Source organism: Lysobacter sp. A421 (genome assembly GCF_054052145.1).
The window spans coordinates 665,866-678,726 of the sequence record NZ_JBSVRL010000002.1 but is presented as its reverse complement, the minus strand read 5'-3'; the positions used below and the strand labels follow the sequence as shown (position 1 = coordinate 678,726).

The following is a 12,861-nucleotide window of genomic DNA, read 5'->3' as shown; positions in this document are numbered from 1 at the left end:
AGCTTCCGGGCCTGCATGCCGTTCCCAAGCGGCTGGCCCCGTATCAATCAAGGAACCCCCACAACGATGAAAATCCTTGTCGGCTACAAGCGAGTGGTGGACTTCAACGTCCGCATCCAGGTCAAACCGGACGGCTCCGGCGTGGTCACCGACGGCGTCAAGCTGTCGGCCAACCCGTTCGACGAGATCGCCCTGGAAGAAGCCTTGCGCCTGCGCGACAAGGGCATCGCGACCGAAGTCATCGTCGCCACCATCGCCCCGGCCGATGCCCAGGCGCACTTGCGCAACGGCCTGGCGATGGGCGCAAACCGCGCGATCCACGTGGTGGTCGACGCCGGCCAGAACATCCAGTCGCTGACCGCTGCGCGCGCCTTCGTCAAGTTGATCGAGAAAGAGCAGCCGGACCTGGTGATCTTGGGCAAGCAGGCGATCGACGACGACGCCAACCAGACCGGCCAGATGCTGGCCACGTTGTGGGGTCGCCCGCAGGCGACGTTTGCCTCCAAGCTGGAGGTGGCGGATGGCAAGGCCACTGTGACCCGTGAAGTGGATGCCGGCCTGGAGACCCTGGAAGTCGACCTGCCGGCCGTCATCACCACCGACCTGCGCCTGAATGAGCCGCGCTTCATCAAGCTGCCCGACATCATGAAGGCCAAGAGCAAGCCGATGGAGACGATCCCGTTCGCCGACCTCGGCGTCGACACTGGCGACACCCTCAAGACCACCCACTACGCCCCACCGCCGAAACGCAGCAAGGGCGTAATGGTCAAGGACGCCGCCGAACTGGTGGCCGCACTCAAATCCAAAGGGCTGCTGTAGGGCGGGTTTTAACCCGCCACACCGCAACGTCAAACGGCGGGTTACAACCCGCCCTACAGAGGAAATCTCGATGCCCAAAGTCCTGATCATCGCCGAACACCTGGACGGCAAGCTCAACGCCTCCACCGCCAAGTGCGTCACTGCCGCGCAAGCGCTGTCGCCGCAAAGTATCGACATCGTCGTGCTCGCCGCCGACCCGGCCGCAGTCGCTGCCGAAGCCGCGCAGATCGACGGCGTCGCCAAGGTCCTGACCGTCGCCAACGACGCCAACGCCCACGCGATCGCCCAGGTGTTGGCCCCCCAGATCGCCAAGCTGGCAGACGGCTACAGCCACGTGTTCGGCCCGAGCACCACCTTCGGCAAGGATCTGATGCCCTGCGTCGCCGCCCTGCTCGGCGTGGCCCAGGTGTCGGATATCATGGCGATCGAATCCAGCCACGTGTTCAAGCGCCCGATCTACGCCGGCAACGCCATCATCACCGTCGAAGCACCGGCCGAGCACCCCGTCGTCGCCACCGTGCGCACCGCCTCCTGGCAGGAAGCGGCAACCGGCGGCAATGCAAGCATCGAATCCGCATCGGCCGACGTCGAGCTGCCGACCCACACCCGCTATGTCGGCCTTGCCGCCGGCGAATCCGACCGCCCCGACCTGCAGAGCGCCAAGCGCGTGGTTTCCGGTGGTCGCGGCGTCGGCTCGGAGGAAAACTTCAAGATCATCTACGACTTCGCCGACAAGCTCGGCGCCGCAGTCGGTGCCTCGCGCGCGGCGGTTGATGCTGGCTATTGCCCCAACGAGATGCAGGTCGGCCAGACCGGCAAGATCATCGCACCGGAGCTTTATATCGCCATCGGTATCAGCGGCGCTATCCAGCACCTGACCGGCATCAAGGATGCGGGTACCATCGTGGCGATCAACAAGGACGGCGACGCGCCGATCTTCGAGATTGCGGATATCGGCCTGGTGGGGGATCTGTTCAAGATTCTGCCGGAATTGGAAACGGCGTTGAGCTGATGCCTCCACGAGAGTCGACGACTCTTCATAACTCTAGGCCATTGAATGCGCGTTCTTTTCTGGGGTACCTACGACACCGGCAAACCGCGTAATCGCATTCTGCGCAAGGGCATCCTGGCCGCCGGTCTGGATCTCCAGGAGATCCAGACCCCTGTCTGGGAAGGCATCGAGGACAAGTCGCAGGTTCGCGGCTTGGCTTCCCGGCTCACTTTGCTGGTCCGCTGGCTGAGCGCCTATCCGGGACTCGTCTGGCGTCTGTGGCGCGCTCCCAAGCCCGACTTGTACCTCATTGGCTACCCGGGCCTTCTCGATATTTTCGTTATCGCACCAATCGCGAGATTGCGGGGGATCCCGATCGCCTGGGATGTGTTCCTGTCGGCTTACGACACGATTTGCGAGGATCGCCGGCTGCTCCGGCCGAAAACACTCCCGGCCCGGTTTCTGCATTGGATCGAGGGGTTGGCATTGCGACGTGCCGATATCCTGTTCATGGATACCCGTGCCCATGCACGCCGCCTGGAACAATTGTTTGGACTCGTTGCGGGACAATGTGATTTTGTCTGGGTCGGCGCGGAACTGGAGCACTTTGACCATCCCAGCACCCCCAGCTTGCCGACATCAGAGACACCTGAATTTCGCGTTCTTTTCTATGGCCAGTTCATTCCGCTGCACGGCGTAGAGACAATTATCGAGGCAGCACGGTTGCTCCGCCACGAACCCATCGATTGGCAACTGATCGGGCGCGGTCAAGAGGCAGAGCACATCCGGCAGATGCTGGCAGATGATCCGCTACAAAGGGTCCAATGGGTCGACTGGGTGGCTTATGACCAACTGAAATGCTGGCTGGCCGGCGCTGACTTGTGCCTTGGCATATTCGGGACATCGGACAAGGCGGCCAGCGTGATTCCGAACAAGGTGTTCCAGATCATCGCGGCCGGGCGCCCGATCGTCACGCGCGATTCGCCCGCCATCCGCGAACTTCTCTCCCCGGCCCCCCCTTGCAGCTACCTTGTCCCGGGAGGGGATGCCGCCGCACTGGCAGCTGCGATACTCGCACACAGTCGCGACCATGGCGCCGGGCGCTTGGTTGCATGCCACGCTGGGCGTTCCGAAGAGATCGATGCTCCGGCCATCGGACGGCAATTTGTTGAAATGATACGACGCAGAAAGGTAGCCGGATAAACAATGAAGAACCTCTTGATACAAGACGCGTTTCTGGGCCCCGCAGTGCCGGCGCTGGGCTGGGTTCCGGCCCCTCGCTACCTGTTGCGTCGTTCGCGCATCAACCACGCCCTGCGAGGCATTCAGCCATGCCGGTTGCTGGAAATTGGATGCGGCCCGGGGATGCTGCTGCGGGAGTTGACCTCCCGCGGGTTCGAGTGTTCCGCCCTCGAAACCTCGGACCAGGCCCGCGCAGCGGCAATGCGGATCTCGGAGTCGCTCGGCGATGACGGGATCCGTTTCCATTCCACTCCGGATGACGCGTGGACCGGCCAGTTTCCGCTGATCATGGCGTTCGAGGTGCTCGAGCACATCGAAGACGATGCCGGTGCACTCGCCCAGTGGGCCTCCTGGCTGGCACCGGGCGGCCATCTGATCCTTTCGGTACCAGCCCACCAGAAGCGCTGGAATGCGCGGGACGTCTGGGCGGGTCACGTAAAGCGATACGAAAGGGCGCAGCTCCGGGCCGTGGTGGAAGGGGCCGGCCTTGAGGTGGAGTCCATCGAATGTTATGGATTTCCCCTGGCCAACGCGCTGGAGATCCTCGGGGAAGGCCGGTACCAAGTGGATCCACGTGTCGCCGAAGCGCCCGCCTCGGTCGAGTCCAGAGACGACAACACCGCCAACAGCGGGGTCGATCGCTCGTCCGACGCGAAATGGTTCCCGCTACTGAAAAGCTGGCCCGGAAAGGCGGCCCTGATGGCTGCACTCGTCGCGCAACGGCCATTCCTGGGGACCGAGATGGGCAACGGTTACCTGCTAAAGGCGTCCAAGTGCCGATGAAGCGCTGGTTACACCTGGTCGGCATGGCGGTTGCCGTCGCCGCCCTCGCCTACTTCGCGGTCCATGCCTACCGCGCGCTCGAAGGACAGGACCTGAGCGCCTTGTTGCAGCCGCGGGTGATGCTCGCAGGCGCCCTGCTGACTGCGTTCTATACCTTGCTGGTTCCGCTCACGGCGGTTGCCTGGTCATGGTTGCTCCATGGACTCGGTCAGCCAGCCCGTTTCGCGACGACCGGGCCGATACTGGCCACCACCCAGATAGGAAAGTATCTGCCGGGGAACGTCGCCCATCACCTCGGCCGGGTGGTCGTCGCCCGCAGCTACGGACTGGATACGGGCAAGACCCTCGTGTCCATGGCCTACGAAACCCTGTTGGTGGTGGTCGCCTGCGCCCATGTCGGCGCGCTGACGTTGCTGTGGAGTCCCCCGGCGGCGATCGCGGACTGGCCGCTGGCACAGTATCGGGGCCCACTGGTGATTGGCGTATCCGCTGGTGCCCTGGCCCTCATGCTGGCGGCGCCGCGGATTGCGGGCCTGATCACGCGGTTGCGCTCCGGAAGCGCCGAGCCAGCCGGCTTCCTCTCGCATGTGCATCCGGGTTGGCTCACCTCGTTTTGCTGCTATCTGGTGTATGCGCTGAACTTCGCATTGGTTGGGGTTGGGCTGTGGGTGGTTGCGAACACACTTTCCCCAGCTCCCGTCGGTGTAGCCAACCTTGTATTGCTCGTCGGGGCATTCGCCAGCAGCTGGATCCTGGGGTTCTTGGCGCCCGGTGCCCCCGCCGGGCTCGGCATCCGCGAAGCGGTCCTGCTGGTGTGGCTCGGCAACGCCTTTGGCCCCACCGTCTCGGTGGCATTGATCGTGATGCTGCGCATCGCTACCACGCTGGGCGACCTGTTGAACTTCGCCTGGGGCAGCGCGCAGCTCACCCGGGCCAAACAACGTGATGACCGCGCACGGTCAAACTAGACGGGGTAGGCTCCACCGCCTCAACGCGATACCGCACATCACCATCAACTCGGGGCAACCCCACCATATGAAACTCATCATCCAAATCCCCTGCCTGAACGAGTCCGGCACCCTCGCCATCGCCTTGGCTGCATTGCCACGGCAGGTGCCTGGCTTCGACACCGTCGAATGGCTGATCATCGATGACGGCTCCACTGACAACACCGGTGCACTTGCGAAGGAGCTCGGGGTCGACCATGTGATCAGGCATCCGGTCAATCGTGGCTTGGCGACAGCATTCATGACCGGCCTCGACGCATGCCTACGCCTGGGCGCCGATGTGATCGTCAATACCGATGCGGACAATCAGTATGAAGGCGCCGACATCCCTCTGTTGACCGCGCCCGTGGTCGCCGGCAGCGCAGATATGGTGATCGGCTCGCGGCCTATCGACGATACCGAGCACTTCTCATGGATCAAGAAGAAACTGCAGCGCATGGGGAGCTGGGCGGTTCGCGTGGCCAGCAAAACCGATGTCGCCGATGCGCCCAGCGGATTCCGTGCGTTCTCGCGCGAAACCGCGATGCGGCTCAACGTGTTCAATGCTTACACCTACACGCTGGAAACGATCATCCAGGCAGGCGTGAGCAACCTGCGCATCATGTCCGTACCGATCCGTACCAACGGCGACCTTCGCCCGTCGCGGTTGGTGAAAAGTATCCCCAGTTACGTCCAACGCTCACTGGTCACCATCCTACGAATCTTTGTAATCTATCGGCCGATGGCGTTCTTCTTCTGGCCTGGCTTGTTGCTTACGTCGCTGGGCGGACTCACCGCACTACGATTCCTATACTTCTATTTCGCCACCGGTGACGGTAGTGGCCATGTGCAATCGCTGGTCTTGGGCACTCTGTGTATTCTTCTGGGTGCGATGATGTTCATGGTCGCACTGCTCGCTGACATCATTACCGCCAATCGCAAGCTGCTGGAGCGCATATCGTTACGGGTGCAACGCATTGAGCACGACGGCCGCTGATCGAAGGCGTTCCGACTTTCACGGTTACGCACGCTTTTGAGCCCCACGGGACGCTTCTGTGGAGTCGATGACCGCGCCGCGCTGAGCCAATACCGATGTCGCCCATTGCGCCTCGATCTTGAAACCGCCATGGGTATCACGTCATTGGGGTTTCCGCCGACGCTGAAGGAACCACGCCAAAAGCAGCATAGCGATTGCTCCTCCGCTTATTCCCAAACCCAGTTTCCAGCGAGGCGGGGAATAGCTAAAACGGATTGTCGATTCGCCTTTATCGACCGCAACGGCGGGCATGACCCCGAACACGCGCTCAATTATCTGCGGCTCCCCATCAAGTGTTGCGGTCCATCCGGGCTGGTATTGCATAGGCACAACAACGTACCCGTCGTTCATCGCCGCGACGGTTAACGTGAAGTCATGGGGAACGTAGTTTTCCAACGATACGATGGCCGTGTCTGCCGTCGGTACGGGGTCAGCCAAATTGCCAGTCCAGTAAGGGCCCTCCAAACATCCTCGATTATGGGCGATAGTGATATGCCCATTGTCCGATACTATCTCCATCGCGTCCGTTGGCGGTCCATAAAGGACGTATTCCAACGTCCCGTCCAGTACAGCGTCACCCAACGAGAGTCCGGAGCCTCCTCTCATGATCCAGGCTGTAAGTCGTTTGTCTTTGGGCCCGGGTTTATAATCAAGTTGCAGAGAATAATGCCCTGCAGGGAGCACGATGTCCTGCTCAAACTCAAATTCTACAAATCTATTGTCCACAACTTCACTGGCTGGGCGACTCAGCTCCAATAGTGATTGGCCCTTTCCAACGGGGGCCACAATCAGAGTCACATCACCATCCAGCCCAACAGCTGCATATGTAGCCAAGCGTACCGCAACTGCGGAGAGGGTGACTTTCGAAGAAAAGGCGACGATCTGAGTCAATTGTTGACCATCGAACGCTGGCATGGCGTAGCGCTGATGTCCCGGCGCGCGCAGCACCTCGTGGCTCTCGGTGCTCGGATAGATTGCGTAGCAGTTGGCAACGGCATCCATTTTTGGATCTGATAAGTTAAATGAACTGATCCGTAAAGACGTCGACGTTGGAGATGAAAACGGGTTTACGGCCATCGACGCAAGCAAATCTCGCATCGCTGGCGATCGCAGGGAATGTCCGTACCAATCCCCCAGACCAAGGGTGCCGGTGGTTCCAGATATCATAAAATACGACGCGTCCTGCACAATATATTGAAATCTACCAATACGTGCCGAAAGATCCTTTAGATCGTCACCCGTAGCGTAGTAGTACTCAGCAGGCGTGGGGCCGTTGAAGTGTCGAAATTGGTACAGAAGATCAACACCCTGCACGCCGCATATCAGTAATCCCGAAGTCAGGATGAACGCCTTCTTGTTTATGCGCCTCAATAGCCAATCGAGCCCTGCTGCCGCGAGCAGGATGATGCCAATATCCAACAACAGAATCGCGCGACTCCACGGATTGCTGGAGAGAACCGGCAATTGACGACCCCATTCCACAGGCAACACGCCGAAGACCAGCGCTCCGCCGACAAAAATAAAGATGATGGCGACCAATGCCATCCGGCGCGTGCGGGGAATTAGCAGTGCTACCAACCCGCAGGCCGAGAGCAGCAACGCGAGCGTCCCCACGAACATATTCGCCTCAACACGAGGAGATGCTGATGCCCACGGTCTGCTCAACAGTTTGGCGTCACTTAACCCGAATGGCGTGCCCCCATGCCGGTACCCGAGATAGATATCCTGGAGCATGGTCCAGATCCCTAGCAAATGGACCGCAACCAGGCACAAACCAAGCGCCAACCCGATAGCCACGCCGGACGTTGCCAAAACCATGTTCCTCGGCCCGGATCCGGAAGAGACAACCGCGGCATAGACCAGCGCGGCGCCGATTCCGATTGCAACAACAAAAGGAAAGCCGCCCAAGAACATCAATGCCATCGTCACCGCAACGCCTGCGAGTGCCCCAAGTGACCGTTTCGTCACGAAGATGTCCACAGCCAGCAGCAACCAAGGGATCCAAATCGCCGTCAATGTGTGCGGCCAAAACAACCAGGCGGTAATGAAACCGCACATCATGTAACTGATGCCGGAAAACAAACCGGCGATCTCGTGACAGCGGCGAGCAACAAAGAGATGCATCCCCAATCCAGCGAAAATCAGGCTCGATAACACCGCCAGATAAAAGCCGAATGCCGGGTCGGGCGTCAGCAGGAACAACAAGAATGCAGGCGTCAGAAGCGACCGAGTCGGTTCGAACAGGGCACCATGCCCTCCTGCCGGCAGTGGATTCCACAGCGGCAAGATTCCGGACGTGATCTGCTTCTTCGCCTCCGTCCATTCCGGTACGAGCGAATCGAGGATATCCGATCGTTCCCGATTGCGAACAGCTACTATGTCGTCCTCCGGTTGCCAGCCGGGATAGGACGCTAACAGATCGAATGGGCCGGTAGTTTCGCCTTTCAGCGGATTTGCACCGAGCACAATGACGCCGATAATCGCATAGAGGAAGGCCAGAAACACAAGCCGCGCCGGGGAACGATATTTCCCGAACCTATTATCAAAATCCATACCGTTCTCCGTAAAAGAGGATCTCCGGGGTCATTGCGAGCGCTGCCTGAAATGGTCCTCCGAAGCAAACACAAGTCAGGATGTTGCGCGCGGTGGATAGGCCAGCGTAAACGGTGGCCCGCTCAATGTGAAATTGGGGCTGTAATATGGATCCTGCTCCAGCAACTCGCCCCACCGGTCTTTCATGAACGACTCCTCGGCACGAAAACGAGTTCGCTTCTCCGGCGTATTTTCGTAGCCGCGAGACGCCGACTCATAGTGATATAACTCGGCGAATGGCGTCCACACGTTTCGATAGCCCGCTTCGCGTATGCGCAGGCATAGATCGACGTCATTGAATGCCACTTTCAGATCCTCGTCGAGTCCGCCTACCTGTTCAAACACTTCTGCCCGCACCACAGCACAAGCAGCAGTGACTACGCTTAGCGATTGAGCAAGTCCCGCGCGGTGTTTGTCACCCGGGTATCCACGGTGGTTGCCCACATAACAATGTCCTGCAACACCCCCAATCCCCAGTATCACTCCCGCATGTTGGATCGTGTTATTGGGGTAGTACAGCATCGCCCCTACCATCCCGATCTCGGGACGCATGACATGGCCAACCATTTCGTCAAGCCAATCTTCGGAGATCACTTCGACGTCGTTGTTCAATAGCCCCAGCACCGTGCCGCGGGCGTGGCGAGCCCCAAAATTATTAATTGCGGAATAGTTGAACGCATGTGGGTACTCGACCACGCGCGCGACTCCGTCACGCTGGATATCCTTGAAGTACCTGAACGTTTCGGATTCTTTGGATCCGTTGTCCAGAACCAGGATCTCGTAATTTGGATAGCGGGTTCGGTCCACTATCGAATCGATGCACTGCTTGAGCAGGTCGACGCGATCACGGGTAGGAATCAACAGGCTGACCAGCGGCGCCGGAGAAGGCAAAGCGTGAGCAATGTGATAATAGCCGCTATACCCCGCCATTTCCTGGACTTGTGCATTGGTCCCCGTGCGGTCGAAGTGGTCTTGGATGGCCCGCATTGCTGCGTGATGGGCGTACGATTTCTCACTCGGCGCCAGCGCTGTGGAGCCTTCGATCATGCGCCAGTGGTATAGCACCTTGGGAACATGGCCAATCTGTTTCGGCCGAAGCCGTTCGCTGACTCGCAGAGTCAGGTCCCAGTCCTGGGCTCCCTCGTATCCAGTGCGGAAACCCCCAACCTCCTCGACCAGCGCACGCTCGTAGACTCCGAGATGACACACGCAGTTTTGCGAGAGGAACAGCTCTGGGTTCCAGTCCGACTTGAAATACGGATCGGAACGCCGGCCGTCTTCATCGATCTTGTCTTCATCGGTGAACATCATTCGCCAGCCGGGGTTTTGCTGCAGCGCTTTTGCGCACTCCAGTAGTGCGAATGGATGAAGCTCGTCGTCGTGGTCCAGTAATGCAACGTAGCTGCCGGTCGCCAAAGTAAGCGCGGAGTTGGAAGCCTCCGAGATATGGCCGTTATTTTCACGGAAAACGACATGAATTCGTGGATCCGCGTCTGCATACTCCTGCAATACCTGACGGACATGGGGATGGGTGGACGCGTCATCTGCGATACACAGCTCCCATTGGTCGTATACCTGCGCCTGTACGCTCTCGATGCATCGGCGCAACCAACGCTCCGCGGTGTTGTAGACCGGCATCACAACCGAAATCCGTGGTCCCTCCCGAAGTGCCGTGCACTCGGAGCGGGCTCGCGCCAGGCGCGGCTCGCTCATCGCATCGTAGAACTCCAGCCAGACGTCGTAATCGGACATGTCCGACGCCTGTGGTGCCACGTAATCATTGTATAGCCGGTCAGCCATACGTCGCGGCCCACCGAGAAGCAGGTCCATCACGGTGCGCTTCGTGACGCCCAGCCTGCGACGGATTCCAACGGCCCGCTCAAAGACGCCCGCAAGAAGCCTCCCAGCCGCCTCAAGCCGCCCTATGCGGCGCAGCGTCACTGACGCAATGGAAAACTCACAAGGTGTCACTGTGGGATCAAAACGAATCGCGCTGGCGTCGGACACCATCCGCACTACAAGGTTGCGCGCATTCAGATGCGTTCCGGACGACGCAGCGAACCTCAACGGAACGCGCTCCGCCTCCAATACGAAGCCGCGCTTGTAGTCGGGATAGAAGCACGCGTGGTGCAATCGCCCAGCGTATACATGGGCATCTATGTCCAACAGGTACCAACCGCCCTCGAGTGGCTTTCCACCGGCCCAGGTCGCTTCGAAGAAAGGATCGGTACCCGTCGCAAGCCATCTCGCCGGCTCGTGGCTCATGTCAGTGGCCACTGGCTCCAGTTGGGCACTCGCCTTGAGCGCCAGCGTAATCCTTTTCGTCACAACTTCACCATAGCAGTACTTGCACCAAGTTCACCAGTATCGATTATTGTAAACTGCGCCGAGAGATTGGTCGCTGGGAACGGTCGAACGAGTAGCCTTTAGTTTGATAACACGCGATCGGGGTCGATCGTGAACGGCTCTCCTGTCAGGGACAGGTTGGGACTATAGGCAGGATCGAACTGCAGGACATCTCGCCACCGTTCCTGCATGTAAGCGACTTCGCCGGCAAAACGGGCCGTCTTCTCGGGAGTGTCCTCGGCGCCTCGACTTGCCGACTCATGGTGATAGAGCAGAGCATGCGGCGTCCATAGGTTGCGCAACCCGGCTTCTCCAACCCGCAGGCAAAAATCGATGTCGTTGAACGCTACGGCAAGGCGGGGGTCGAGCCCTCCAACAGCGTTATAGTGCGTGCGTTTTACGGCAAGGCACGCGGCGGTTACAGCCGAAAAAGATTGGGTAAACAGTGCACGGCCATACTGTCCTTGATAATTTTCGTCCTCGCGGCTGTATGCGTGCGCTGCAACCCCTTTGACCCCAAGAATAACTCCAGCATGCTGCAGCGTATGATCGGGGTATAAAAGCCGAGCGCCGACAACGCCGATTCCCGGCCGAATCGCGTTCGAAACCATCTCTGCCAACCAGTCGCGACCGATAACCTCGATATCGTTATTCATCAGAACAACCACGTCGCCGTCGCAGTCGGCGACAGCACGATTGTTGATCGAGGAATAGTTGAACGGGGCCTGGTCACGTACCACTTTCACGTGCGAGTCTCGAGCGATCTCTTGCAGATAGCGAGCCGTCGACTCCTCCTCCGATCGGTTATCGACTATCGTGATCCGATACTCAACTCCGTCGGTGCGCTCCAGCACGCTTCGTATACACGTGGACAGGAGATCCACCCGATCTTTCGTTGGGATCACGATGTCCGCACGGATCCGCTTCGGCACCTTCCTCCGAATTCGCACATGTGCGGTGCGCCGATCGGCCACTAGTACGTCATCTGTACCAAGTGCCCACCGTGCCACCTCTGCCGCCATTGACCCTCGTACATTCTCGCCGTCCACACGCAACGGAGCGTAGACCGGACCGGGAGCATGCATATGATGACGTACGATCCGTGGCACACGTGCTATACGCCGCGCCGCCCCGGAATCCTTGACGCGCAGGCACGCACCATACAGCCAAGCGCTGGTCTGAATTTCGTCGCGGCACTGGAGAGCATATCCGCGTTCTAGAACGACTGACCAGCCAGGGTAGTCCTGCCCTGCCAACAGCTCCGGATCCCAATCAGGCTTGAAGTACGGAGAGTGCCGGACCCCTTCCCGGTCTACAAAGTCCTCATCACCATAGGCAAGCACGCAATCTGTACAAGTAGAAAGGTGCGCCGCATAAGCAGACAGTGCTTCTTTAGGGAGGGTCTGGTCTGGCGGCAACCAGAGCACGTAGCTGCCTTCAGCCTCATCCACGCCCGGAAAGGGCTGCTTGCCGTCCGCGTCTTCGAACGACGCAGTTCGCCACTTAAGCGTTTCCGGTACTTGTGGCACGGCAGACCTGGGAACCAGCAACTGGAAGCCGTCAAAAGTTTGCGATACCAAGCTAGCGAGACGGGCTTCGAGGCCGTCTCCTGGCAGCAATACAACGGTGAACAGGTATCGAGTTGAGGAGCGCTCATCCCTACAGCGCACCACCGGATCGTCGATGACTACTAACTCGGCGTTGGCAATCCAATCATTGTAAGCCTCGTCTTCCTGTACGCCCGACGATGCGGCATAGCGGCTCCACAGCTTTTCAAGTAACGCCGGGTCGCTCTCGAGCGCATCTACGCCAAACTGCCTCAATAGGTGCAGTGACTCTTTCACCCTGCGCTTACGCGTGACATCGAGTTCGCTGCGTAGCATGAACCAATGGGCTTCTCGTGTTCCTATTGCACGCAATTCAACCGGACCAAGCGTGAATGAACAAGGCGCAGTGCTCGGATCGAAGCGCAGAGCACGCGCCGGCCGATCGAGTCTTACTATGCCGTCAAAACGTGTATGTGATGGCCTATAACGCACTCGACATGCGCCGGCTTCGCCGTATCC

Annotated in this window: 9 protein-coding genes; 6 read left to right on the top strand and 3 right to left on the bottom strand. The window is 59.5% G+C overall.

From position 1 onward, the window contains the following. Window positions 1-66: 66 nt before the first annotated feature. From ACW7G6_RS08510 to ACW7G6_RS08485, 6 genes are all read left to right on the top strand, one after another. Window positions 67-819, top strand: coding sequence for an electron transfer flavoprotein subunit beta/FixA family protein (locus ACW7G6_RS08510; RefSeq protein ID WP_456987072.1), 753 nt, complete (start codon window positions 67-69; stop codon window positions 817-819). A 70-nt stretch (window positions 820-889) separates the two neighbouring features. Next, window positions 890-1,831: an electron transfer flavoprotein subunit alpha/FixB family protein gene (locus ACW7G6_RS08505; RefSeq protein WP_456998020.1), complete on the top strand. Its 942-nt coding sequence runs from the start codon at window positions 890-892 to the stop codon at window positions 1,829-1,831. Window positions 1,832-1,876: 45 nt separating this feature from the next. After that, a complete protein-coding gene (locus tag ACW7G6_RS08500; RefSeq protein ID WP_456998019.1) occupies window positions 1,877-3,013 on the top strand; it encodes a glycosyltransferase in 1,137 nt (378 codons plus the stop codon). 3 nt (window positions 3,014-3,016) lie between these two features. Beyond that, entirely contained in the window at window positions 3,017-3,835 is an 819-nt protein-coding gene (locus ACW7G6_RS08495; RefSeq protein WP_456998018.1) for a class I SAM-dependent methyltransferase, read from the top strand. Continuing rightward, the gene (locus ACW7G6_RS08490; RefSeq protein WP_456998017.1) at window positions 3,832-4,803 is read left to right on the top strand and encodes a hypothetical protein; all 972 of its coding nucleotides are present in this window, start codon (window positions 3,832-3,834) and stop codon (window positions 4,801-4,803) included. Before ACW7G6_RS08495 ends, ACW7G6_RS08490 begins: the two co-directional genes overlap by 4 nt. Continuing rightward, complete coding sequence (locus ACW7G6_RS08485) at window positions 4,781-5,818, top strand: glycosyltransferase family 2 protein (protein WP_456998143.1); 1,038 nt, start codon at window positions 4,781-4,783, stop codon at window positions 5,816-5,818. Before ACW7G6_RS08490 ends, ACW7G6_RS08485 begins: the two co-directional genes overlap by 23 nt. A 141-nt stretch (window positions 5,819-5,959) precedes the next feature. Here the strand turns inward: ACW7G6_RS08485 and ACW7G6_RS08480 are convergent, their stop codons facing one another. The 3 genes from ACW7G6_RS08480 to ACW7G6_RS08470 all read right to left on the bottom strand — a co-directional run bounded on the left by ACW7G6_RS08480 (window position 5,960) and on the right by ACW7G6_RS08470 (window position 12,678). Beyond that, a complete protein-coding gene (locus ACW7G6_RS08480; protein ID WP_456998016.1) occupies window positions 5,960-8,410 on the bottom strand; it encodes a YfhO family protein in 2,451 nt (816 codons plus the stop codon). 75 nt (window positions 8,411-8,485) lie between these two features. Further along, window positions 8,486-10,714, bottom strand: a complete 2,229-nt coding sequence (locus ACW7G6_RS08475) for a glycosyltransferase family 2 protein (protein ID WP_456998015.1) — start codon at window positions 10,712-10,714, stop codon at window positions 8,486-8,488. Window positions 10,715-10,875: 161 nt separating this feature from the next. Continuing rightward, window positions 10,876-12,678 (bottom strand): glycosyltransferase family 2 protein, encoded by a 1,803-nt coding sequence (locus ACW7G6_RS08470; RefSeq protein WP_456998014.1) that lies wholly within the window; start codon window positions 12,676-12,678, stop codon window positions 10,876-10,878. Window positions 12,679-12,861: the final 183 nt, after the last annotated feature.